General features: G+C 30.2%; 40 protein-coding genes. 2 read left to right on the top strand and 38 right to left on the bottom strand.

Going from position 1 to position 19,809, the window contains the following annotated elements:
* Positions 1 to 6: 6 nt before the first annotated feature.
* The 38 genes from Q5O44_RS14130 to Q5O44_RS13945 all read right to left on the bottom strand — a co-directional run bounded on the left by Q5O44_RS14130 (position 7) and on the right by Q5O44_RS13945 (position 17,560).
* Positions 7 to 144, bottom strand: a complete 138-nt coding sequence (locus Q5O44_RS14130) for a hypothetical protein (protein ID WP_022169098.1) — start codon at positions 142 to 144, stop codon at positions 7 to 9.
* 39 nt (positions 145 to 183) lie between these two features.
* The gene (locus Q5O44_RS14125; RefSeq protein WP_022169097.1) at positions 184 to 453 is read right to left on the bottom strand and encodes a hypothetical protein; all 270 of its coding nucleotides are present in this window, start codon (positions 451 to 453) and stop codon (positions 184 to 186) included.
* A 50-nt stretch (positions 454 to 503) separates the two neighbouring features.
* A complete protein-coding gene (locus tag Q5O44_RS14120; RefSeq protein ID WP_022169096.1) occupies positions 504 to 677 on the bottom strand; it encodes a hypothetical protein in 174 nt (57 codons plus the stop codon).
* Between the two features lie 40 nt (positions 678 to 717).
* Entirely contained in the window at positions 718 to 900 is a 183-nt protein-coding gene (locus tag Q5O44_RS14115) for a hypothetical protein (RefSeq protein ID WP_022169095.1), read from the bottom strand.
* A gap of 37 nt (positions 901 to 937) precedes the next feature.
* On the bottom strand, positions 938 to 1,093 hold the full coding sequence (locus Q5O44_RS14110) for a hypothetical protein (protein WP_022169094.1): 156 nt from the start codon (positions 1,091 to 1,093) through the stop codon (positions 938 to 940).
* 26 nt (positions 1,094 to 1,119) lie between these two features.
* Positions 1,120 to 1,380: a DUF1653 domain-containing protein gene (locus tag Q5O44_RS14105; protein ID WP_022169093.1), complete on the bottom strand. Its 261-nt coding sequence runs from the start codon at positions 1,378 to 1,380 to the stop codon at positions 1,120 to 1,122.
* Position 1,381: 1 nt separating this feature from the next.
* Positions 1,382 to 2,002 (bottom strand): HNH endonuclease signature motif containing protein, encoded by a 621-nt coding sequence (locus Q5O44_RS14100; RefSeq protein WP_022169092.1) that lies wholly within the window; start codon positions 2,000 to 2,002, stop codon positions 1,382 to 1,384.
* A 5-nt stretch (positions 2,003 to 2,007) separates the two neighbouring features.
* Complete coding sequence (locus Q5O44_RS14095; protein WP_022169091.1) at positions 2,008 to 2,238, bottom strand: phage protein; 231 nt, start codon at positions 2,236 to 2,238, stop codon at positions 2,008 to 2,010.
* 21 nt (positions 2,239 to 2,259) lie between these two features.
* Positions 2,260 to 3,009: a Rha family transcriptional regulator gene (locus Q5O44_RS14090; protein ID WP_022169090.1), complete on the bottom strand. Its 750-nt coding sequence runs from the start codon at positions 3,007 to 3,009 to the stop codon at positions 2,260 to 2,262.
* A gap of 12 nt (positions 3,010 to 3,021) precedes the next feature.
* Positions 3,022 to 3,207, bottom strand: coding sequence for a hypothetical protein (locus Q5O44_RS14085; protein WP_022169089.1), 186 nt, complete (start codon positions 3,205 to 3,207; stop codon positions 3,022 to 3,024).
* Positions 3,208 to 3,221: 14 nt separating this feature from the next.
* Positions 3,222 to 3,494: a hypothetical protein gene (locus tag Q5O44_RS14080; protein ID WP_022169088.1), complete on the bottom strand. Its 273-nt coding sequence runs from the start codon at positions 3,492 to 3,494 to the stop codon at positions 3,222 to 3,224.
* A gap of 95 nt (positions 3,495 to 3,589) precedes the next feature.
* The gene (locus Q5O44_RS14075) at positions 3,590 to 3,940 is read right to left on the bottom strand and encodes a hypothetical protein (protein WP_022169087.1); all 351 of its coding nucleotides are present in this window, start codon (positions 3,938 to 3,940) and stop codon (positions 3,590 to 3,592) included.
* A 95-nt stretch (positions 3,941 to 4,035) separates the two neighbouring features.
* On the bottom strand, positions 4,036 to 4,422 hold the full coding sequence (locus tag Q5O44_RS14070; RefSeq protein WP_022169086.1) for a hypothetical protein: 387 nt from the start codon (positions 4,420 to 4,422) through the stop codon (positions 4,036 to 4,038).
* A gap of 133 nt (positions 4,423 to 4,555) precedes the next feature.
* Complete coding sequence (locus Q5O44_RS14065; protein WP_022169085.1) at positions 4,556 to 4,729, bottom strand: hypothetical protein; 174 nt, start codon at positions 4,727 to 4,729, stop codon at positions 4,556 to 4,558.
* 31 nt (positions 4,730 to 4,760) lie between these two features.
* On the bottom strand, positions 4,761 to 4,898 hold the full coding sequence (locus tag Q5O44_RS14060) for a hypothetical protein (protein ID WP_022169084.1): 138 nt from the start codon (positions 4,896 to 4,898) through the stop codon (positions 4,761 to 4,763).
* On the bottom strand, positions 4,898 to 5,746 hold the full coding sequence (locus Q5O44_RS14055; protein ID WP_022169083.1) for a DUF3310 domain-containing protein: 849 nt from the start codon (positions 5,744 to 5,746) through the stop codon (positions 4,898 to 4,900). The genes Q5O44_RS14060 and Q5O44_RS14055 overlap by 1 nt, the downstream gene beginning before the upstream one ends.
* Positions 5,736 to 5,984 carry a hypothetical protein gene (locus tag Q5O44_RS14050; RefSeq protein ID WP_022169082.1) on the bottom strand — a complete coding sequence of 83 codons (249 nt, stop codon included), beginning with the start codon at positions 5,982 to 5,984 and terminating at the stop codon, positions 5,736 to 5,738. The genes Q5O44_RS14055 and Q5O44_RS14050 overlap by 11 nt, the downstream gene beginning before the upstream one ends.
* 62 nt (positions 5,985 to 6,046) lie before the next feature.
* Entirely contained in the window at positions 6,047 to 6,988 is a 942-nt protein-coding gene (locus tag Q5O44_RS14045) for a hypothetical protein (RefSeq protein WP_022169081.1), read from the bottom strand.
* Between the two features lie 113 nt (positions 6,989 to 7,101).
* Positions 7,102 to 7,611, bottom strand: a complete 510-nt coding sequence (locus tag Q5O44_RS14040) for a hypothetical protein (protein WP_022169079.1) — start codon at positions 7,609 to 7,611, stop codon at positions 7,102 to 7,104.
* The gene (locus Q5O44_RS14035; RefSeq protein WP_022169078.1) at positions 7,608 to 7,736 is read right to left on the bottom strand and encodes a hypothetical protein; all 129 of its coding nucleotides are present in this window, start codon (positions 7,734 to 7,736) and stop codon (positions 7,608 to 7,610) included. Before Q5O44_RS14035 ends, Q5O44_RS14040 begins: the two co-directional genes overlap by 4 nt.
* Positions 7,737 to 7,738: 2 nt before the next feature.
* Positions 7,739 to 8,026 (bottom strand): AbrB/MazE/SpoVT family DNA-binding domain-containing protein, encoded by a 288-nt coding sequence (locus Q5O44_RS14030; protein ID WP_022169077.1) that lies wholly within the window; start codon positions 8,024 to 8,026, stop codon positions 7,739 to 7,741.
* A 2-nt stretch (positions 8,027 to 8,028) separates the two neighbouring features.
* Entirely contained in the window at positions 8,029 to 8,883 is an 855-nt protein-coding gene (locus Q5O44_RS14025; RefSeq protein ID WP_022169076.1) for an alpha-amylase family glycosyl hydrolase, read from the bottom strand.
* Positions 8,884 to 8,894: 11 nt separating this feature from the next.
* Complete coding sequence (locus Q5O44_RS14020) at positions 8,895 to 9,080, bottom strand: hypothetical protein (RefSeq protein ID WP_022169075.1); 186 nt, start codon at positions 9,078 to 9,080, stop codon at positions 8,895 to 8,897.
* A gap of 36 nt (positions 9,081 to 9,116) precedes the next feature.
* Entirely contained in the window at positions 9,117 to 9,440 is a 324-nt protein-coding gene (locus Q5O44_RS14015) for a Spo0E family sporulation regulatory protein-aspartic acid phosphatase (protein WP_022169074.1), read from the bottom strand.
* A 121-nt stretch (positions 9,441 to 9,561) separates the two neighbouring features.
* A complete protein-coding gene (locus Q5O44_RS14010) occupies positions 9,562 to 9,744 on the bottom strand; it encodes a hypothetical protein (RefSeq protein ID WP_302638217.1) in 183 nt (60 codons plus the stop codon).
* Between the two features lie 24 nt (positions 9,745 to 9,768).
* Positions 9,769 to 10,509, bottom strand: a complete 741-nt coding sequence (locus tag Q5O44_RS14005) for an ATP-binding protein (RefSeq protein ID WP_022169072.1) — start codon at positions 10,507 to 10,509, stop codon at positions 9,769 to 9,771.
* Positions 10,481 to 11,359 (bottom strand): replication initiation protein, encoded by an 879-nt coding sequence (locus tag Q5O44_RS14000; RefSeq protein ID WP_022169071.1) that lies wholly within the window; start codon positions 11,357 to 11,359, stop codon positions 10,481 to 10,483. The genes Q5O44_RS14005 and Q5O44_RS14000 overlap by 29 nt, the downstream gene beginning before the upstream one ends.
* A gap of 44 nt (positions 11,360 to 11,403) precedes the next feature.
* Positions 11,404 to 12,303: a recombinase RecT gene (locus Q5O44_RS13995; protein ID WP_022169070.1), complete on the bottom strand. Its 900-nt coding sequence runs from the start codon at positions 12,301 to 12,303 to the stop codon at positions 11,404 to 11,406.
* 14 nt (positions 12,304 to 12,317) lie between these two features.
* Complete coding sequence (locus tag Q5O44_RS13990; protein ID WP_022169069.1) at positions 12,318 to 13,367, bottom strand: YqaJ viral recombinase family protein; 1,050 nt, start codon at positions 13,365 to 13,367, stop codon at positions 12,318 to 12,320.
* Complete coding sequence (locus tag Q5O44_RS13985; protein ID WP_022169068.1) at positions 13,368 to 13,853, bottom strand: helix-turn-helix transcriptional regulator; 486 nt, start codon at positions 13,851 to 13,853, stop codon at positions 13,368 to 13,370.
* Positions 13,853 to 15,502: an AAA family ATPase gene (locus Q5O44_RS13980; protein WP_022169067.1), complete on the bottom strand. Its 1,650-nt coding sequence runs from the start codon at positions 15,500 to 15,502 to the stop codon at positions 13,853 to 13,855. Before Q5O44_RS13980 ends, Q5O44_RS13985 begins: the two co-directional genes overlap by 1 nt.
* Before the next feature lie 3 nt (positions 15,503 to 15,505).
* Entirely contained in the window at positions 15,506 to 15,697 is a 192-nt protein-coding gene (locus Q5O44_RS13975; RefSeq protein ID WP_022169066.1) for a hypothetical protein, read from the bottom strand.
* A gap of 3 nt (positions 15,698 to 15,700) precedes the next feature.
* Positions 15,701 to 15,910, bottom strand: coding sequence for a helix-turn-helix domain-containing protein (locus Q5O44_RS13970; RefSeq protein ID WP_022169065.1), 210 nt, complete (start codon positions 15,908 to 15,910; stop codon positions 15,701 to 15,703).
* On the bottom strand, positions 15,900 to 16,466 hold the full coding sequence (locus tag Q5O44_RS13965) for a helix-turn-helix domain-containing protein (RefSeq protein ID WP_022169064.1): 567 nt from the start codon (positions 16,464 to 16,466) through the stop codon (positions 15,900 to 15,902). The genes Q5O44_RS13970 and Q5O44_RS13965 overlap by 11 nt, the downstream gene beginning before the upstream one ends.
* Before the next feature lie 11 nt (positions 16,467 to 16,477).
* Positions 16,478 to 16,657, bottom strand: coding sequence for a hypothetical protein (locus tag Q5O44_RS13960; RefSeq protein WP_022169063.1), 180 nt, complete (start codon positions 16,655 to 16,657; stop codon positions 16,478 to 16,480).
* 101 nt (positions 16,658 to 16,758) lie between these two features.
* Entirely contained in the window at positions 16,759 to 17,070 is a 312-nt protein-coding gene (locus Q5O44_RS13955) for a hypothetical protein (RefSeq protein ID WP_022169062.1), read from the bottom strand.
* 1 nt (position 17,071) lies between these two features.
* Positions 17,072 to 17,299, bottom strand: a complete 228-nt coding sequence (locus Q5O44_RS13950; RefSeq protein ID WP_022169061.1) for a helix-turn-helix domain-containing protein — start codon at positions 17,297 to 17,299, stop codon at positions 17,072 to 17,074.
* A gap of 27 nt (positions 17,300 to 17,326) precedes the next feature.
* A complete protein-coding gene (locus tag Q5O44_RS13945) occupies positions 17,327 to 17,560 on the bottom strand; it encodes a helix-turn-helix transcriptional regulator (protein ID WP_022169060.1) in 234 nt (77 codons plus the stop codon).
* A 150-nt stretch (positions 17,561 to 17,710) separates the two neighbouring features.
* On the opposite strand from Q5O44_RS13945, the gene Q5O44_RS13940 reads away from it, so the two are divergent.
* Both Q5O44_RS13940 and Q5O44_RS13935 read left to right on the top strand, forming a co-directional pair.
* Positions 17,711 to 18,100: a helix-turn-helix domain-containing protein gene (locus tag Q5O44_RS13940; RefSeq protein WP_022169059.1), complete on the top strand. Its 390-nt coding sequence runs from the start codon at positions 17,711 to 17,713 to the stop codon at positions 18,098 to 18,100.
* 453 nt (positions 18,101 to 18,553) lie between these two features.
* The gene (locus Q5O44_RS13935; protein WP_022169058.1) at positions 18,554 to 19,645 is read left to right on the top strand and encodes a site-specific integrase; all 1,092 of its coding nucleotides are present in this window, start codon (positions 18,554 to 18,556) and stop codon (positions 19,643 to 19,645) included.
* Positions 19,646 to 19,809: the final 164 nt, after the last annotated feature.

The raw sequence follows: 19,809 nt of genomic DNA, 5'->3' as shown, positions 1-19,809 counted from the left end.
TTATTTTTATTTTTCACATCTAACTACAAACTCAGTATGGCCATGGCTTATATTCCCACGTATTTTCCTTATTAATTTTTTATCATTTGATGCATAGCTTGTCTTTATCAAACAGTTATCAACCACTTTGTAAATTCTGTACATCCTACATCCCCCTATTTCTTAATTTTATTGAATTGTTCGTTATTTAAATTTACACCCTTCACAATATGATATATCATCTACTCCATCACCTAGGTTGTAATTTATACAAATTCTACAATTTAGTTCTTTTAAATCTTTCCCACAAAATGGGCAATAATATATTTTTATTGGTTTTGTAACCGCCATTCCAGATAAATATGCTATTCTTATCTTCAATATATTCCTATTTTCTTCATCTAGTATTAAAGATAAATCTTCATCACCTATACTTGTCATCAACTTTTTATTTTCTTCGCAAAACTTACACATTGTATTTCCTCCATAACTTCACATTTTATTCAAATTGTTTATTAAAATAGTTATTTTATTCTAACTATTGCTCTTACAGTTTCTTTACTTTCTTTACGAATACAAGGTACAATCTTTTCAATTGTAAATTTATCAACCCTACCAGTTCTATATACTTTACGAACTTCAATATCTAAATTTTCATCAAATTCACTAAGCTCTCTTATTAAGTCTTTTATTTTCATTTTCTATATCCCTTTCCTTGCAATATTAATGAATTGTGAATTAATCTAAATCTCTACCATTAAGAAAATCACCTTTCTTTTCCCAATAATAAAATCTAGTTGTTTTCTTTGTAGGCTCACCTAAAGCAAGTAATACCTTAGGTGGAATTGTATATATCTGTTTTACTCCCACTTTAAATCTAGTCCAATTTTCTTTGTTTTTAGTAAACAACGTCATTTCCACTTCTCTTCTCTCCTTCGCAATATATTCAAATTGTTCGCTACTCAATTTCTCTTGCTAACAATTCACAATCATCATAATCTACCATAGTTGCTTCAAATAATAGTTTTCTACCATTATTAAATATAATAACTATGCTTTTCTCATTAACTCTTTTAATTTTATAAACATCTTTCCCTCTAATTCCTTTAGCCATTTTTAATATCCTTTCATATTAGCATTTTAATCGCCTACTAACTCCAATCTATATACTTGCTTTGCATCAGGATATTTTTCTCTATCAACTTCACTTAAGAACATCTTTATTGGTCTTACATAAGTTTCACATGTTCCATATAACGCTTTATATAAAACCATAGTTTCTAATGTTTCAGTATGAATTACTGTTCCTAATACTAGATATTCCTTACCTTTAAAATGTCTTACCTTTCTCCCTATTAACTCATCAATTCTTAATGCTTCCACTACATCTAATTCTTCCATATTAATCCTCTCCATTCTTTTTTATTTCTTTATCTTTTTCATTTATCTTAATTAATAAGTCTGCTAATATAATTCCACTCTTAGTTAATTCAGGATCATCTTTAATTAAATCATTTTGATTTAATGTCCTTAGCTGATTTCGTGAAATTAATATTAAATTATTAATATCAAAATTACTTTTATCCCTATCTAAAAACATAACTACATATCCCTTTGGAATTTCTCCATAATGTTCTTCGTATATTATCCTATGTTTAAATTTCCAAACATTAGGATCCTTAACTTTTATTTCTGTATATCCATCTTCAGTTATTCTTTCAGTGCCAACTGGCTTATAACTCTGTGGTATATTACCCTTTTTGTAAGATGTCTTATTAGCTTTCATAAGCCCCTTAGTCCCTTTGTTAAAAGGAATATTACCTTTGGGAAAGTGTCCAGTAAATCCTGTATTTAATTTATGTCTAGCTATAGCTGCTTTTATTTGCCCTATATTAAATTCATACTCAAACTTTGCATTCATTAATTCTACTATTTCTTTATAATGCCTTCCTGATGTTATTTCTCTTAAATAATCCTTTTCTTCATCGCTCCATTTGTGAGCAACTCTTAGTGTCCTTGCCATATACTTTACCCTTCTAACATTGGTGGTAATTTTTTATCTTCACCTATATAGTCCTTCTTTAATTTTTGAGCTTTTAATACTAGTTGCCCGTTATTTATTATTTGTGCTGCTACTCCTGCTATAGCCTTAGCTCTATCTATTTCTTGATATAATTCAGCCTCAGTAATCTCTTCATCATTTAATCTTTCCAGTGCCATAAATAAGTGATCATTTAAATCTGTTAACTTATTTTTCATTTTATACCCTCCAATACATTATTAATTATTAAACTGAATTTGATTATTTGCTCCAATAATCATATATCCTAATTCCTTATTTGGCTCCCACTTCTTTATATAATCTATTGCTGCTTCATAATCTTTTTTAGCTGTATCCTTATAACTTGCAACATGAAAAACTTGCTTATATCTTTTCCATAGATTACTGAATACTTTCTTACTAAGCTCTTTATATGCTGGAGTATCTTTTCCTCCTAAAACATCAACCAATCTTTCTTTTGCAATTCTTTGAATAACTTCTTGTTGGCCATAATCAATAGTCATTGTATTCTCTAAATTAGTTACTTTCTTATCAACTTCTAGTAACTTTTTATCGTGATCCTTTAGAACTTCAAATTGAAGTTCTAACATCTGCATAGGAGTTAATTGTTTCTGTTCTTTTAGTGTAGCCTCCATCTTATTAAAAGCTTCTATATACCTTAGCTTCCAATCCAATGCTTCTGAACCATTGAACCCCATTACTAATAAACTGAAACCATCTCTTGTTAATAAATACTCTTTATAATTTTTACCAGTACCTGCTTTATAGCTGCTTTCTATAAACATTTTGGTCACAGCTGAATTTTCAGCTTTGATATTTTCAATAGCTTGAACAACATTTTTATGTTGCTTCCCAAAATTTTCTGCAATTTGTCTGCTACTAACTACTAATTCTCCATCAAATTGATTTACTACTATTTCCCCGTTATTATTTTCTATTACTTCATCGCCAATAATTATTTTAGCCATCTGTATTTCCTCCTATAAAACTTCCTTCAATACTTTTCTTAATAGCTCATTTTCCTTTTGCAACTCATCATTCTTACTCTCTATCTGCTGCATCCATTCTGCTAACTCTCTATTTCTTATGATAAGCTCATTAGTTTTCTTTTCTGCTTCCTTATATCTAGCTTCATACTCCACAATTAAATTAGCTTGATTTTTCATATTTCTTTATCCTCCTATCTGGTTACAGCTTTTAATATGTTCCCATCAAGATCTACAATCTCTCCAGTAAGCATATTAAGTTTAGCTTTTACCTTTTTACCATTTTGTTTATAAGAACAGCTTGTCCAGTTCTGCTTGTCCTCTACTTCCTTGTTTATTTCTAATGCCTTACCTGCATATTCTTCAAATTTTTTGGTATTTCCATTAAGCAATTGAACTATGCTCCTCATGCAATAACTTGCGCATTCTTTTGTAACACCTTTGTTTAATAAACTCTCATTAACCATTTATGATTCCCCCTAAAAATACACTTTTAATAATTCCTTTACAACATTATGTAAAGTTTATCTTTTGTGCTTTAATATTTTCATCCTAATGAGTATTAACTGTTTAGATAATTAGCTCTGTCGTAAGCTATCAAACTTCTTAATGCCTCACACTGCATCCTTTCATTCTTTAGCTTGTCCTTACATACTTCCCACTCTATTACTGATATATCCCTCTGGTATCTAAGTTTAGAAACCTCTTCATCGCCTCTAGCCATATCAGCTATCATACTAGCCGGATAATTATTCCCTCTAGTTTTAAAACTTAGCTCCTTCTTTGCTAAAGCCATTCTATATATTCTTTCATTTTGAGCCTTCATATAAGCTCTTTTCCTTAATTCATCTGTAAGCTTGTCTAAAGTTTCTTTAGTTTTTTCTAAAAGCTTTAACTTTTCACCTATATCCATATATAAACCTCTCTATATAAAACTTAACTGTCCATTGTCTTTTTCTATCTTCAATATTGCCTCCACTACTGTTCACAATTTAAATGAATTGCGAACTACTGCTCCTTATCTACTTCTATTATTTCTTCACTTACAACAGTATAGAAATTAGGTTTGTAATTATATTTTTCTTGCCAAGAATAAAAAACTTCATTTAATTTATCTTGTAATTCTTCTTTATGCTCTTTAGTTACATCATCTAAATAATATTCAGCAACTTCCCCTACATCTTCATATGTTTCTTCAGCAATTCTCTCTAATACTTCATCTGCATCTATACCATAATTAAACACATCTTCACATATCCCAATTTTGAATTTCTTAATACCATCTATTAAAGCTTCATTTGTAGCTTCTCTTATAGCTTCTTCTCTGCTATCGTAAATACCACCGCTCCATATATCACTCATTGTATTTAATTCATAAGTCCATTTTTTACTCATTTCTCATTCCTCCATCTCCTTCGCAATAATTTCAAATTATTCTTAAAACATTTGTTTTAATTAACAATATTAATGAATTGTTCGCTGTTCTTCTCCCCCCTTTTGGTACCGACATTAATGTCGCTCGCATTCATCAACATTGTAAAAGTGATAGCATATAATCTATTAATTCATCTTGTTTTTTAATTATCTTTTCTTGACCTTCTGCTATCTCTTTAATATCTTTTTCTGAAAATGCTTCTTCATTCTTTATTAGCTCTACTTCAACAACCATTGTCTTTAACTTTTTTACCTGTTCAATTGTCAAAAATATTCACTTCCTTCGCAATATAATCAGATTATGCTCTAATTCTTAATTTAAATCTCAACGCCTTATTCTCTTCTGCTAAATTAAAGTAGGCTTTCTTTAGCTTCATGATGTAGTTTAGAAGGACTATTATAGTCCAAACTAAACATACTATTACTAAACTACTCATTATTCCACTCCAGTGGTTCCATAGCCACCACGATTTTCATTCCCTAGTATTTCTACTTCTACAAGATCATCTTTTTTTATCCATACTGGTGAAATATCAAATTGTAATAGCCTATCGTTATAACTTACTTTCCCATCTCTTAATGCTATAAACATTCCTTTCCATTCATCTTCATCGCCATTGTAGCTATTATCTATCTGACCTACGCTATTAGTAAGTATTAAGCCATAGTTTTTAAACAGACTACTCCTTGGATAAACATTTGCTTTAAATCCTTTTGGAAGTTCCATAGCTACTCCAAATCCGAAAGTTATCACATCACCTGCACTATAAGGAACACTTCCTATATTTTTTAAAATACTTCTATCATATTTAATATCATTAATTTGCATTGAAGATACTCTTAAATCTATCAGATCCCCTTTTTCTGTTTTCTCTAACTTAGTTATATCCTTATCTAAATATTTAACCTTAATCATTTTCTTTCTCCTCTCAATTTCTTCATCAATATACTTAATTGCTAGAATAAATTGCCCCCAATATATAGCCCCTAAAGCTTTAGTTAACGTATCATTAAGTTTCCAATCTTTTGAAACTTTGTATGGTTCATATTTTCTATCTGCGTCTCCTACCATAACGCCTATGTTAGTTTCCATAACTCTATTTAAATACCACTTAGCTTTTTCTAACTCTTGTATTTCATCATCTTTTGCCCCTAGCCTTGATATATACTTTACTGCACTACCAACGCTAAACCCTAAGTTCCAGTTTTCAATAACCTCAATGGCTTCAATACTCCCTCGGTTATAATGTTTTGGATGATTAACCATTTCTTTATTATTTTCCACTTATATCACCTAACCTTTTTACATTCTTAGTTCTTATCCTACCGCTCTTAGTTTCCTTAATAATTCTATTAAGCTTTCTGATAAGCAACTGCTTAGGTGTTATTTGCTTCCTAACAACAATAATTTCTTTAACTTCATCAGTTTCACTCTTCATACAAGTATTTTCTTCATCAATAACATTTTCTCTAATCTTGCTATTGAAAAGTTTTGATATATTTTTCTTTATAAATTCAAACACTTTTTACCCTCCTACCTCTTTTTATTAGAGCTAGTCCATTCTCATGGACCAGCATCTGAAAATTATTTTGCTAAATAGCTTTTTACTACCTCAATAGTTTCATTTTTACTGCTATTTAAAAATTCAATCTGTTGCTTATGAGCTGCTATCTCATTCTCTAAAGTTCTTATTTTTTCTTCTGTGGTATCTATGTGATCTTTAGCCCAAGCTTCTACTTCATCAGTATTTTTAAATACATTTGTTCCCATTTGTACCTTTCCATCTTCTATGCGATATAATCCAAACTCTCCCTGTACATCCATAGAAATAATCTTTGTAACCTTATTAACTATCTTAAGTTTACTTTTTGATTTTTTAGATTTTGCCTCTATTTCTTTTACCTTATTAATTGCAACTTCTATTCTTTCTGCTTCTTCATCATTTTTTTCTTCCACTACTGGATCATCAGCTTTAACTTCAGTTTCTTCAACTTCTTCTGAACAGTCATCAACATTTTCACCCATAATTGATAGAATTTTCTTTACTGCAAGATACTCTTCTTCTTTTTCTGCATTTTCTAAGCATTTTTTATAAGCCACATTAATTTCTGCTGTTGTTAATCCAGTACCTTTAAATTCTTCTCTTATAGCTTTAACTATAGGTCCTCTTTCTTTACCTTCTTTTATCATTTCATTTATTCTTTTTGTTACATCTTCTTGAATACTTGCTAATGTTTTCATTCTATTCTCAAACCCCTTTATACTATTTTCATATCTTATACGGCCGTAAAACTCTCCAACCGTAACATTAATGTCAAATATTTCTTTTAAACTTAAATCTGTTTTTTCAACCAATGCTGCAGTTATAATTGTATCTAGATTACTTACAATTTCTGTTTCTATTGTTGCCCTAGCATCAGCCAGAGCATCATTTATAAATTCTTTTTGCCAAGGTCTTAGACTTTCAGCCCACTGCATTTTTTTCTTATAGATTTTTTCTTGATTTCTCTTCTCTGCTCTATTCATAATTATTCCTCTACTGGTTCAAATCCATCTTCTAATAAGCTAGTGTATTTAACCTCGATACTATTATCCTTTTCATTAACTCCTAATATTTCAAAATTTACTCCTGTTTCCATTTATAATACCACCATATTTTCATTATTTTTAATATACATATCATGGTAAGTTATCCCTACTGCATAAGCTTGCCAGATGTCTTTCTTAAATCCATAAAACCAACCTTGTTCTTTCTTTGAGCCTTTACCCTTATTAGGTGTATTAGGTGCAAATCTATCTATTAAAGCTTGTACAATATTGCTATCTTTTGCTTTCATACTCCCACATAGGTTCATCTTTTCATCTTTTCTATATATGAACTTAATTTCTGCATCTGGGAATACTGTTTTACACGCTTCTAAGAATCTTCCTATCCATACACAAGTTTCAAATACTGTTACTCCAACTGCCATTCCATAGCTTGCTACCATCTCAATAGCTATATCTGTTATATTCATGCCCTTGCTTTTTTTAATTCTCTTTAGCAAATCCTCATTTGTAACTTTTTCCGCTATTAATGGTTTTAAACTTCCTCCATCAATAACTACATATCCACTTTCAATGTTTCCTGGATCTATTGCTAATATCATCTTTTGCTTACCTCAATTTCTGCTTTAACTTCAGCTATCATCTTAGCAATTAACTCTTGTCCTCTTTTTGTGCTTGCAGCATTATATTCCTTTTCTAATCTCTCAACATCAAATCTTGTATACATAATTAACAATCCCCTTTCAAAATTTCTTTTGCACTTTCATATGCTTTTTTAATACATTTACTGCATAATCTTTCACCCATAAACTCTTTAAGTTCTCTAATTTCTCCGCAGCATTTACACCCAGGTTCATATTTTCTTAATACAATCTCATCACCATTTAGAACTATTTCTATTTGGCTACCCACCCTTTCTTTAGTTTTGGAGTTTAATCCTAAAATCCTACACATTTCTTTTGGTATTACAACCCTATTTAATTGATCTAAATTTCTTACAATTTCAATTGTTTTCATACTTACATCTCCCCATATTTAAAATTAATTTCTCTTATTTCTTTGCTTTTCCATAATGTTTCAAATGGTTTGCAATAATAAAGTAAATCTGCCTTATAATTTTTAGCTAAGAATCTATACTCTTTTATGAATAAATCATCTGGTAAAGATTTAACCCATCCATTTAAAATATCATCGTGACTTTGGACCCAAATAACATAATTTTTATCCTCTCTATTTATTTGTGAATTTGTCGCTAGTTTGCATGCACCTTTATATTGCTCTAATTGCTCTTTAGATACGTTTATTACTTCACCAAAAGAATTTATCGAATACTTCTCTAACTCTTTTCTAAAGCTCTTATTTAAATGTTTAAATGCATCATATCTAAATCCATCTACTCCTAACCATTTGTAATAATCAAGCATCTTAAATATTTGCTCTCTTATATAGAAATCCTCAAGGTTTATTGCTGGTAATCCTGCTAAACTATATCTCTCACATTGTTCTGGATCGTTATAGTTTTTAATATCTATAAAGCTTGTATCATAAAATTTACATAATCTATCATCTACAAGAGGATGTACATCATTGCCTCTTAAATTTGCAACATGATGCAATACTACATCTACCACAACTTTAACTCTGCACTCATGAGCTTTCCTACATAATCTTTCTAAATCTCCTGCATCACCTAAGACATTGCCTACTTCAAATCTTGTAGGTTGATATAATAACCACCAGTCAGTTAATTCTTGCTTTAGTGGTTGAAGTGGACTAACTAAGATAGTTGTAAATCCTTGCTCTCTAACATTTTCAACCTCGTTATAGATATCTTTTAAATTCCAATTAAACATATGCAATATTCTTTCTCTCATAAACTTTCCACCTACTCTTCACTTTGCACTACTTCTAATATGTCAACTGCATCATAGTTATCTGCAATCCATCTACCAAGTGTCTCGTAGCTGTAAAATTTATAAACTTTTTTCTTGTTTTCTAGCTTATCTGTGAAAGTAACTTCTAATTCTGTCAAGTTTTCTGCAAATCTTTTGACTTCTTCTTGCCTACTCATACATATATCCCCTTCACTTCTAAATTATTATGGAAACTAAACTTGCCTTAAATTTTCTTTTTCAGCCATTCTCTGTACATTTTGTATTGCTTTTCTAGCATTTATACCTACTTCATACATCATTTGTGCTAACTCAGAAAGTTCTAATACCCTTCTCTTTAATGCAGTGATTTCATTCTCTTTATTTTTAACTTCACACTCTTTTGCTTTAATAACTTGCTTAAGATATATATTTTCAACCTTTGGATCCTTAAGCATCTCCTCTAATATTTCCTTATCTAACTCTTCACTTGCAATTAGTGCTTCCTTACTACTTATTCCATATTCATCTATAACTGCATATAATCTACACTTTGTCATTTCAACGCCCTCCATATACTACTTATTTGCCTTTCTAAGCTTTTTAAATTTATCATCGATTAATTCATCGAATTATAGGTTTGTCCATTTTTAAAGCATCTATATTGATTTATAAACTTGATTAAAATTTATATCTGTTTACTCTTCTATTATTAGAACTTTTTGTTCTATTATATTTCATATGGTAATTATGAGCTGCATAAGCCTTGCTTTCTCTCTCCTTTAGTTTCTCTCTTCTTATTTTTCTTTCTTCAAGTGCCTTTACTGTTAATAACATCTTTTCATGAGCTGTTAGCTTTTCCATTTCCCAATCCCCATTATTCATTTTTTATAATGCCTTTCTTATATTCCTTAATCTATAGTTATACTCGCTACCTTTAAATACTGTAATGTTTTCACCGCAGCTTTCTATTATTCTTCCAGCTAATGCCTCATCTAAGTTAAGTAGCATATTTATGTCACATTCAGTGCTGAAAATAGTTGGCAATTTATTGTTATATCTGTAATTTAGTATTGGATATATATGCTTCATATCAGCTTCAGTAAGATCACCAGTAAGCTTTCCACTCTTAACCTTATCCTTAAACAAATCATCTATTACAAGAACCTCAGCCATCTTATATCTATTTACTAATTTGAAATAATACTCATCATCCATTGAGTTAGCTTTAAGTTCTCTCATAGCTTCTAGGTAAGGCATATATATAACTTTATGATTCTTATTTAAAAGTGCAGCTCCAATTGCTATGCTTACATGTGATTTTCCTGCACCTGATTGTCCAAGTATTCCAAACCCATTTTCTCTAGTTGCATAAATTTCATCAAACTGGAGAATATAATTACTAGCTTTAGTTTTTAATGAATTGGTTAAGGCATTAAATGGTTTATATTCATTTAATTTCTTAACCTCTTCAGGTTTTATCCCATAGTTTTCCCAGAGTCTTCTTGTATAATCAGCTTGATAGCATTCACATCTTGCAATTACTTTCCCCTCTGAGTTAAATATCCACGTTGTATCATTGCATTTACTACATTTATATTTAGAACTCTGTTTCGATATCTTGCCCATCCCATTCTTGTGAGTTATCTGAGAATCTACTTGTGTCGTATTCGTCCTTGCCTGCGAAATTATCCTTTGGAGAATTTCCTCTAGTGCCATCACTATCACTCCTTCCCTTTGACATCCAATTTTGTAATATTCCTAGTACATATTTGTAATTATTAATCTTACCTCTCTGTACTGCTTCACTAGCTGCATCCATAAGCCATTTAGCTGAATAAATTTCTATATCTGCTGCTATTTGTTCTATTAACATTCCAGTAACTATAAATCCACATTTCTCAAAATGTTTAAATACTTGTGTATTATTTATAGGTTTATATGAATCTTTATAAGGAGGACTACTACAAATAACATCATCTCTATTCTTCTCTATACTAGTCTCTTCTTCTCTATTCTTATCTAGTCTATTCTTATCTAGTCTATTCTGGGTATCCCTTTTGCCTACCGTTGGTATACCATCTGGTATACCGTTTGTAGACGAGCTTATTAATGGTGTACAATCATTGTTTTCTGAAAGTAGAGAATATGCTTTATTCTTAGATATTCCTAATTGTGATTTTTCTTCAATGTAGTTTGTTTCTTTATAACGATCTGTGCGTATATAGTTGTGTATTCTCCAATGCTTTATAACAACTATTCCACTTTCAAACGGTATTAAAAATTTCTTAGCCATTAGAAGCTTTAAATCATCATCACCACATCCTATAAGTCTCTGTATCTTCTTAGGATTATTTACAAATCCATCATCATCTGCCCGCATCGAAAGGTGAAAGTATAAAGCCTGACTCGATAAAGGCATATCTAAAAAAGCATCTGAATCTATTATTGTTTTTGAGAACATTCTCTTCTCTGCCATATATATTCCTCCTGTATTTTGCCAGGAGCTATAAGCTCCAAGCACTAATTATCAAATGGTGTTCCATTAAACATATTTTCTTGTGTCACCTGGTTTTCATCTACTATAAATGTTGTATCTATTGCAGCATCATGTTCTTCTACATGTACAGTTGCAGCATCAACATCAACATAGCCAAAGTTACTTATTTTCTCTTCTTTAGCTTCACTCTTATAATCAAGATCTAAAGCTTTTGCCATCTCAACGCTCTTTGGAGCATATTTAAGAACATCTATTAAAACTGTTTTCTTAGCCATACTATCAAAATTCTTTGCCCAAACTGAGTTTTTATTTACTTGGCCTTTAAACATATAGTTTTTACTAAAATCTCTAGCATGTTGTTCAACTCTTTCTCTGGACCACACTACAAAATCAAATCCACCATTTTTTAATTTATAAACTGCATAGTAATGAGTAACTTTTGTAGAAGGTATATCTGCGGGCTTATGAATTAAATTCTTATTTAATCCATATTCATAACTAAACTCATCATTATCTCTTACTTCATGTGCATATATAGCTTCATACTCTCCAGTATTAAGAGCCATTTTTAAGATACCTTTATATCCGACTTGAAAATTTACTTCTGTAATACCTTGCTTAGTATTTTTGTAAGGTATTACATATGCTTCACCAAGTACTGTATTTGGTTCTAATCCACATTGAGCACTCTGCATTAATGCACTTAAGAAACTAGTAGGTGAAGCTTCCCAAAACTGTGGATTCCCATTAAACAAGCTAAGTGCAATCCTTGAAAATCTTTCAGGTGTCATTGTTTTCCCTACAGCCTTTTTAATCTCTGGTAACATCTTTTGTAGCATTCCTGCCATTTGCTTTTGCGGTGTTAATTCCTTAACTTCTGCTTTTTTAGAATTACTAACCAGTCCTCCATTTATATTTGCCATTATCAAATCCTCCCTTATTTACATTTTGTAACTCTCATGTTTACATATTCAGTTGTTCCGTTAAGCACTGCTGCATAAGTTAACGGATATTTATCTTTAAGTGTTTTATTATCTATCTTATCTCTAGTAACAACATATCTGCTTAATTTGTAACTTCCATCTGTAGCTTTTTTAGAATTCCCCATTTCTAAGAATATTTCTTGTTTGATTCTTTCTCTTTCTTTTTCAAGTTCTTTAATCTGTTCTGATATTTCATTGTATTTAGTTAACTTTTTATCTGTTATGTCAATTTCTTCTGCATCATCTAATACTTGCTGCTCTAGGATCTCATCTGTTTCCTTTTTAATACCTGTAGGTTCTGGTGGAATTTTAGGTATTATATGATTTTCCCAGAAGTCTACGCCTATTTCTCTAAGTGCTTTTATATCATCTTCATTTCTTGGAACTACTTTCCACTTAACTTCTTTTCCAAGAAGGTATATTATTAAGAAGTAGTTAAGTCCTGTAACTCCCATATACCATTGGCATTGGCAATAATAGCTATCTGGAATCTCTTCTCCTGCCCACATTTTTTTTAAAAACTCTGAGCCTGTTTTAATTTCTAATCCAAACATTTCACCTTTAGGAATAAACTTTATTTCAGCTGTATCTCTATTTTCCCAGTAGATATAATCCTCTTCTACAATTCCTATTCCATCAATATTTGCTGAAAAAAATTCTTTTTCTTTATCTAGCATCATATATGGATACTCATAAGTAGTAAGCTTAATTCCTGTCTCTTTAACAAAATCCTCTTGAACCCATTCTCTAATCATCGGCTCCATTCTTGTACCAAATAGTGTGTGAATATTTCCCTTAAACTTCTCTACAAGTCCAAGCTTTTCATTGTATACAGTTAGTGCACTCCCATAAGAGCTGAACCCTGCAATAGCACCAATCTCACTTCCTCCAATGGAGTTACCTCTCATTGATAGCCAATTTGTTCTCTCTTCACTATCTTCTCTGGTGTCAAAAACAACTTTAGCTGTTTTAAATAGTTCTCTATCTTCTATAAACTCAACCATTTAGATCACTTCTCCTATAAACTTAAATTCATTAATATTTAGATAGACTAATGTACCATCTTTCTTTTCAATCAACCCATAATAAATCTCGCTTTCAATATCTGAATTGATTTCTTTATCTTTTTTCCACCCGTGAAAACATCCTATTTCCCACTCTACAGTACTTTTATTTAACATACCATTAGTACTATTTGATGAATAACCATAAACTAGGTATTTTACTTTTCGTCCTCCTTCTAATGCATTCATTTTTCTCTCTCTTATTTTGAACCCTTCTTCATTATCATTAATACCAGCGTTTAGTATTTCTTCAAACGATTTATCTAATATTTCTGCTAATTTCTTAAGCTGTTCAATAGTAAAAATATTTATATTATTTTCTCTTTCTAATTTACCTATCTTTAAAGTGCTAGATTTTAACATTCTAACTAATTCTGATTGAGTTAATCCTTTTTCAATTCTCCATACTTTAAATGTTAAACTCACTATACCATCTCCCCTATCTTTACGACTTCAACCTTTCTACTTGCTGTATCCATTACTTCAGTTACGAAATATTGATATTCATCTGTTGTCATTTCTGCTAGTAACTTATTTTGAGAATCTATGTCTAAACTTTCCCACTTATCCATACAAATTAGCTTTAATTCCCCACATTGAGCTTTTGCAACTTTCATTGCCAATTCAAGCTTTTCACCATCTGAAAGACCATCTATTAAAGTACCATTTATTCTTACTCTTCCTTCTACATCAACTGATATACCATCAATAGGCATTTTAGCAGTCTTAAGTAGCTCTCCTGGTAAGTTTCTAGCCTTATCTATCTTAGATGTAAGTTCATTTGCATATGCTTGCTTAGAAGATAATGAGCCATCTCTAATTTCAGCTATTCTATCCCAATCTCTTAAATATCCAACCATTTCAGTAACTCTATCTGCTTCAGCTTGTAATGGTTCAATATCAATTAAAGTATTTTCTTTTAGATAAGATGCAGCTTTTCCTATTCTTATTTTTTCCTTCTCAATTTCACTATTAACTTTTTCATCAACGGCTAATTTTTCAGATTCTTCTTTCTCATCTAACCCTCTAAGTTCTTGTTCTTTAGCTGATATCTTATTATTATTTATCGCAATAATTTCTTTTTGCTCCTCAACTGCAGTTAATATATCTCTCTTCTTTTGGTCCTTTAACATTGCATATTTCTGCAATAAGTCTTGATATTCAGATTCAAGTTGATTATCTAACTTGCTTAATTCAACTTCCAAAGTGTTATTAGAATTAGCTATAAAGTTATTAGCTCTTTCTATCTTATTTTTAGCTAATGCTATGATGTCATTAATGTCTTCCTTATTCTCTTTAAAGGTTAAAGTAATATTAGCTTTCTGCTTTTCACCCTTAGCTTTAATAGTTTCAACAGTATTATTAAAGTTTTCCTGGATGCTCTTAGCCATCTCAATCAATTTATTTATCTCTTGAGCTTCCGAAACTTTTTTATAGTATTCCTGGATCTTAACGCTTCTCCATTCTTCACCATTATATTCAGGTGGTAATTCTTCATATAGTGCATCTATTCTACCCTTTAATTCCTTTACTTCCCTGTTGACTTCTTCCCTTGTTTTGTAGTATTTTTGTTCTATACTCTTAAGAATAAGTAGTATATGTTGTGAGTAGTCGATATCATCTACCAGGTCGCCAAACCAATTTATGATATCCTGCTCGCTCCAATCAATTTCTAACATACTCAAAAGTGATTTCGTCTGCTCTTTAACACTTAAGTTAACCCAGTCAAGTGGCCTAAATATATGCCCATTTACTAATGTTCTTAGGAATTTTTCAGTGCTTGGAACTCCTTCATCTGCCTTCCTTACTTTAAGATAGTCACCTTTTTCACTTCTAAGCCTTCTATCGACTTCCATTCCATCATCAAGCTCAACGAATAATGTTGCTTCCTCTTCACCATGCTTAATAATCTCTGTTCTCCTGCTCTTATTTGTGAATGTTTTCTCAATTGCTTCTATAACAGAAGTTTTTCCAGTCCCTTTAGGTCCTTTGAAAATATTAACCTTTCCTGGTTCTAATTCAAGTTCATCAACGCCTAAAAAATTGTTGACTTTCAAAAATGATATTTTTGACATTTACTATTCCTCCAAATTAATCTTTATTAACCTAATATATAGATCTTCACCTATTTTCACTCGTGTTTTTCTTGCTATGCAGCTACTAACATACCTAGATGTTTTACCAACTCTATTTGCCAACTTCATTGGACTATCTTCGACTGCAAATGGTAATTCATACTTATCTGCTGATACCGCTAAATATAAAATCATTCATTAATCTCCATTAATATTTTTTGTAATCTCTGATTGCCTATCAATCCACTTTATAAGCTTTGCTTTATTGATATACCATCTACGATCTATTTTATAGCTTGGGAAATCTTCACTATGCAGCAATTCATACATTTTGCTTTTCCCAATTCTTAATATTTCCATAACCTCTGCAGGTACTAGAACAATATCTGTATTTTCGTCATTTTTCATACACTTCACCTCGAATTATACTAAGTGCAAGACTTAATCCATCATATACTCCTTTGTTATATTCAATATTATTTGTATCTCCAAAAGTAATAAGTTTATCAGCATATTTCAATTTCTCATCTTGAATAAGTTTTTCAATGTTTTCATTATTTTCTTTGTTTAATATGTCAATTTCAGGCTCAATACTATTCATGCATTTTAACGCTTCAAAATAAGTTTCATATGTCATTTTTCTTTCACCACTTTCATACTTTTGTATTAATGATGTTGATAAATTAAGTTTTTCTGCCAAATCCTTTTGAGTCATATTATTTAATTTTCTCAACTTCTTAAGATGCTCAATACTCCCAAAGTTTTCATCCCCAAATAGGCATAGTTTATATAAACTAACTCCTAAAATACTAGAAATTTTCTGCAGTGTACTAATTTTTATGTTTATTTCACCACTTTCATATTTCTGATAAGTGCGAATATCACAACCAATCATTTCAGCTAAATCTTTCTGTGTTAATGATTTACTTTTTCTAAAATACTTAATACTCTCTCCATAACTCATATTTACTCACCTTAATATTTAAAATCATCATCATATTCATCTTGTTCTTTTTCAGCTTTTAATATTTCAAACTTAACTAATATTAAGTAAACTGCTGTAAATATTAATAATTCTACTGCTACATATGGCAACAACATTACAAACCATTTAACTAAAACCCTCATACATTCAATAAACAATTCCCTTGTCATTTTATTCCTCCTACAAAATACGCACCCTCTTATCTTAATCATTTGTACGCCATTGTAATTCCTCACCTTAGCCACTAACGGTGTGTGGTTTCTGCTAGTGCTTAACTAATATTGAAATTTAATATCTTTGAACTTTCCGAGAAAATATTATTTATTATTTGTTTAAGTTGTAAATTTTCATCTTCAAGATTTTTTAATCTATCTTCTAATATTTTTCTCTCTACTGGTGAAAACTTACTTACATCTTTTATACCTTCAATTTTCTCTATTTCTTCTACCCTGTATCTCGGAGTAGGTATCCCCTTTACTCTTTGAATTATTTGTTCATTTTCCCAGTTAGCGATTGTCTTAACATCTACGCTCCATCTTTTTGCTAATTCTGCTCGAGTTAATAAAACCTTCATCCCCTGCATATTATTGTTCTCCTACAAAATTTCTCTTAACTGTATCTATAATTTCACTCCAACCTAATAAATCATTAGGTGTTACTCCAAGAGCTAGACTTAAACGTATAATCTTACTCTCAGTAGCTTCATATTTACCTTTTTCAAGTTCGCTAAGATAACTAGTACTGATGCTTGATATTTGGCTTAATCTAGCTAAAGTTATTTTTCTGTCTTTTCTTATGTCTTTTAATTTCATTTTGAAAACTCCTTTTCTTGTGTATTTTCATATCGTGAAGTTATCCTCAAAAAAAATTGAATTGATTGTTAGTGATGGATCATACTCTTTTAAGACATTAGTATAAATCTCCATCTCAGATTTCGTAAAATCTGTTTCTCCTTTTTCTTTTCTTGTAAGAGTAGGTCTCGATATATTTAATTTAGAAGTTATTTCTTCCTGATTAATTCCAAAACCTCGTCTTAAAAATAATGCTTTTGTAATTCCTTTTTTAGTTTTCATTGTTCTCACCACCTTTCGTTTCGTTTCTATGTATTAATAATACTTCACATAATGAAAAGTGTCAATGCTTTTTTAAAAAATATTTTTCATTTTGTGAATTTTTTTATTTTTTTGTACACATTTTGTTATACTAATTACGAGGTGTAAGATATGGATATAAATAAATTGGATACCTTTGGGAAAAGAGTTGAATTTCTTTTAGATCTAAAGGAAATTCAAAAACAAGATTTAGCAACAGCAATCAATGTGTCTCCAACTACAATCAGTAATTATATAAATGATAATAGAAAGCCTGATTTAAACACTCTAGCTAAAATAGCCGATTATTTAAATGTTAATAGTGACTTTCTATTAATGAGAACAAATGATTATCAGACATATATATCTAAGGAAATTGATGGGAATATAGTTGAGATAACATTTGATGATGAAAAACTTCATTTAACAGAAAATCAAATAAATGATTTTTTTGCACATTTAAAACAAGTTGGATTTAATCCAAAAGTTTTCTTTGAGAATCCAAAGAATAAGAATAAATAAATATAAAAAACAAATATTTTGGGAGAATGTAATTTAAAGTAGGTGGTTTGAAATCGAACCATCACATGTAGAGTAGGTGGTTTGAAATCGAACCATCACATATAGCATGATAATAAGTAATGGTATTTTTTTAAAAAGTAATATAAATAAATAAGTGTATATATTTGTATATGTTTGTATATATTTATTTTATATTAAAAAAATATCTTGTGCCAATTTCGACATTCTACTTTATTTGTTTTCCAAATGAGGAAATGTTGACTTTGTTAATATTTCCATATTTTTTGCACCAAAAACAAACATTAGTTCTTTTTCGGGATACCGAAATTTTACATGTATTACAAATGAATTAATAAATGGGAAAGACGGGAGGATGAAGATGACTGAATTAATAAAAAAGATAAATAAAATAGTAATAAACAGTCAGGTCATATATACCAAGGAGGAGCACGTATGCAATACAACATTACTTACAGAGAAAAAGATGGAGGATGGCAATATATCATTTCCTATAAAACTGGAAGCATAAAGAGGTGGATGCAAAAATCAAAACAAGGCTTTAAGACCAAACGTGATGCAAAACGTGCAGCAGATGAAGCATTAGAAAAGTTAAAAGATGATATAACTAGAGATAACACGTTAAATGGAGATTATACAGATATCACTCTAAAAGAACTATGTGATATTCATATTAAGAATATTACTTACACTTCTTCTGAATCCACCAGAAAGAATTTACACTATGCAATACAAACTTTTAAAGTTTTGCATGATAAAAAAATTATTGATATAACTACTGAGGACATTCAAAAATGTATAAATGAACTTTATGCACTTAATAGAAAGCAAAGTACCATTGATAGTAAACTACGTTATCTTAAAATATTACTAAACAGTGCTATTAGCTATTATAAAATAATTAATCATAATCCTGCAGATAATGTTAAGATGAGAAAAGTTAGTGAAAGCATAAGTAGAACTGCTCTTACGGATGAAGAGGCAGAAAATTTGTTACATGATTTGAAAAATACTAGATATTACATTGTAGCACTATTAGCATTAAAAACTGGGATGAGAATAGGTGAAATTCTTGGATTAACTGGAGATGTACTTGATTTTAATAAAAATTGCATAACAGTTAATAAGCAATTTAAGTTAATAGATGGAGAATTAAACTTATGGGGACTTGGCAATTTGAAAAGTAATAATTCATATAGAGTAATCCCGGTAACTAAAGATACCATGAATATACTTTGGCATTATACAGAAATGAATGATCCTGCTATTGATGGAAGGATTTTCGATTTTGGAAATAAAAAAAGTTTCCAAACATGTATGAATAGAAAAATAAAAGATTTAGGTTATGATGTATGCCTGCATGAATTAAGGCATACATATGCAACTAAATTAATAGCTAGCGGTGTAGATTTTAAAACTGCTGCCTATTTACTTGGCCATAAAGTAGAGCAAACCATGAATACCTACAGCCATGTTACTAATGACATGCTATCTAGTGCAAGAAATATAATAAATCAGAATTTTTAAGCGGAGCTAGTATAAGCTCCACTTTTATTTTTATAAATTTAATTTTTGACGAATTTTTGACGATTGCTATATTTAAAAGCTTAAACCTTATAAAATCAAGGGTTTATACTTCAAAGTGGCATTATTGGCGTTAATGCCATGATACATCCCTCCTTAATCATTTT

It is taken from the genome of Clostridium sp. CAG:221, from assembly GCA_000435835.1.
Lineage (GTDB): Bacteria > Bacillota > Clostridia > Clostridiales > Clostridiaceae > Clostridium.
The sequence above is the reverse complement of the archived record's forward strand: the minus strand, read 5'-3'. Positions and strand labels throughout refer to the sequence as shown.

Excerpts from the sequence above, each read along its gene's own strand:
- Q5O44_RS14035 (WP_022169078.1), bottom strand. The coding sequence starts at position 7,736 with ATGTATACAAGATTTGATGTTGAGAGATTAGAAAAGGAATATAATGCT.
- Q5O44_RS13960 (WP_022169063.1), bottom strand. The coding sequence starts at position 16,657 with ATGACAAGGGAATTGTTTATTGAATGTATGAGGGTTTTAGTTAAATGG.
- Q5O44_RS14130 (WP_022169098.1), bottom strand. The coding sequence starts at position 144 with ATGTACAGAATTTACAAAGTGGTTGATAACTGTTTGATAAAGACAAGC.
- Q5O44_RS13950 (WP_022169061.1), bottom strand. The coding sequence starts at position 17,299 with ATGAAATTAAAAGACATAAGAAAAGACAGAAAAATAACTTTAGCTAGA.
- Q5O44_RS14090 (WP_022169090.1), bottom strand. The coding sequence starts at position 3,009 with ATGGCTAAAATAATTATTGGCGATGAAGTAATAGAAAATAATAACGGG.
- Q5O44_RS14020 (WP_022169075.1), bottom strand. The coding sequence starts at position 9,080 with ATGAGTAGGCAAGAAGAAGTCAAAAGATTTGCAGAAAACTTGACAGAA.
- Q5O44_RS14045 (WP_022169081.1), bottom strand. The coding sequence starts at position 6,988 with ATGAATAGAGCAGAGAAGAGAAATCAAGAAAAAATCTATAAGAAAAAA.
- Q5O44_RS13965 (WP_022169064.1), bottom strand. The coding sequence starts at position 16,466 with ATGAGTTATGGAGAGAGTATTAAGTATTTTAGAAAAAGTAAATCATTA.
- Q5O44_RS14010 (WP_302638217.1), bottom strand. The coding sequence starts at position 9,744 with ATGGAAAAGCTAACAGCTCATGAAAAGATGTTATTAACAGTAAAGGCA.
- Q5O44_RS14070 (WP_022169086.1), bottom strand. The coding sequence starts at position 4,422 with ATGAGTAAAAAATGGACTTATGAATTAAATACAATGAGTGATATATGG.
- Q5O44_RS14030 (WP_022169077.1), bottom strand. The coding sequence starts at position 8,026 with ATGAAAACAATTGAAATTGTAAGAAATTTAGATCAATTAAATAGGGTT.
- Q5O44_RS14085 (WP_022169089.1), bottom strand. The coding sequence starts at position 3,207 with ATGAAAAATCAAGCTAATTTAATTGTGGAGTATGAAGCTAGATATAAG.
- Q5O44_RS13990 (WP_022169069.1), bottom strand. The coding sequence starts at position 13,367 with ATGGTTGAGTTTATAGAAGATAGAGAACTATTTAAAACAGCTAAAGTT.
- Q5O44_RS14015 (WP_022169074.1), bottom strand. The coding sequence starts at position 9,440 with ATGACAAAGTGTAGATTATATGCAGTTATAGATGAATATGGAATAAGT.
- Q5O44_RS13945 (WP_022169060.1), bottom strand. The coding sequence starts at position 17,560 with ATGAAAACTAAAAAAGGAATTACAAAAGCATTATTTTTAAGACGAGGT.
- Q5O44_RS14100 (WP_022169092.1), bottom strand. The coding sequence starts at position 2,002 with ATGGCAAGGACACTAAGAGTTGCTCACAAATGGAGCGATGAAGAAAAG.
- Q5O44_RS14075 (WP_022169087.1), bottom strand. The coding sequence starts at position 3,940 with ATGGATATAGGTGAAAAGTTAAAGCTTTTAGAAAAAACTAAAGAAACT.
- Q5O44_RS14125 (WP_022169097.1), bottom strand. The coding sequence starts at position 453 with ATGTGTAAGTTTTGCGAAGAAAATAAAAAGTTGATGACAAGTATAGGT.
- Q5O44_RS14005 (WP_022169072.1), bottom strand. The coding sequence starts at position 10,509 with ATGGGCAAGATATCGAAACAGAGTTCTAAATATAAATGTAGTAAATGC.
- Q5O44_RS13955 (WP_022169062.1), bottom strand. The coding sequence starts at position 17,070 with ATGCAGGGGATGAAGGTTTTATTAACTCGAGCAGAATTAGCAAAAAGA.
- Q5O44_RS14000 (WP_022169071.1), bottom strand. The coding sequence starts at position 11,359 with ATGGCAGAGAAGAGAATGTTCTCAAAAACAATAATAGATTCAGATGCT.
- Q5O44_RS14095 (WP_022169091.1), bottom strand. The coding sequence starts at position 2,238 with ATGAAAAATAAGTTAACAGATTTAAATGATCACTTATTTATGGCACTG.
- Q5O44_RS14120 (WP_022169096.1), bottom strand. The coding sequence starts at position 677 with ATGAAAATAAAAGACTTAATAAGAGAGCTTAGTGAATTTGATGAAAAT.
- Q5O44_RS13975 (WP_022169066.1), bottom strand. The coding sequence starts at position 15,697 with ATGATTTTATATTTAGCGGTATCAGCAGATAAGTATGAATTACCATTT.
- Q5O44_RS14040 (WP_022169079.1), bottom strand. The coding sequence starts at position 7,611 with ATGATATTAGCAATAGATCCAGGAAACATTGAAAGTGGATATGTAGTT.
- Q5O44_RS14110 (WP_022169094.1), bottom strand. The coding sequence starts at position 1,093 with ATGGCTAAAGGAATTAGAGGGAAAGATGTTTATAAAATTAAAAGAGTT.
- Q5O44_RS13940 (WP_022169059.1), top strand. The coding sequence starts at position 17,711 with ATGGATATAAATAAATTGGATACCTTTGGGAAAAGAGTTGAATTTCTT.
- Q5O44_RS14025 (WP_022169076.1), bottom strand. The coding sequence starts at position 8,883 with ATGAGAGAAAGAATATTGCATATGTTTAATTGGAATTTAAAAGATATC.
- Q5O44_RS14105 (WP_022169093.1), bottom strand. The coding sequence starts at position 1,380 with ATGGAAGAATTAGATGTAGTGGAAGCATTAAGAATTGATGAGTTAATA.
- Q5O44_RS14060 (WP_022169084.1), bottom strand. The coding sequence starts at position 4,898 with ATGAGTAGTTTAGTAATAGTATGTTTAGTTTGGACTATAATAGTCCTT.
- Q5O44_RS13970 (WP_022169065.1), bottom strand. The coding sequence starts at position 15,910 with ATGAAAAATGACGAAAATACAGATATTGTTCTAGTACCTGCAGAGGTT.
- Q5O44_RS13980 (WP_022169067.1), bottom strand. The coding sequence starts at position 15,502 with ATGTCAAAAATATCATTTTTGAAAGTCAACAATTTTTTAGGCGTTGAT.
- Q5O44_RS14080 (WP_022169088.1), bottom strand. The coding sequence starts at position 3,494 with ATGGTTAATGAGAGTTTATTAAACAAAGGTGTTACAAAAGAATGCGCA.
- Q5O44_RS13995 (WP_022169070.1), bottom strand. The coding sequence starts at position 12,303 with ATGGCAAATATAAATGGAGGACTGGTTAGTAATTCTAAAAAAGCAGAA.
- Q5O44_RS13935 (WP_022169058.1), top strand. The coding sequence starts at position 18,554 with ATGCAATACAACATTACTTACAGAGAAAAAGATGGAGGATGGCAATAT.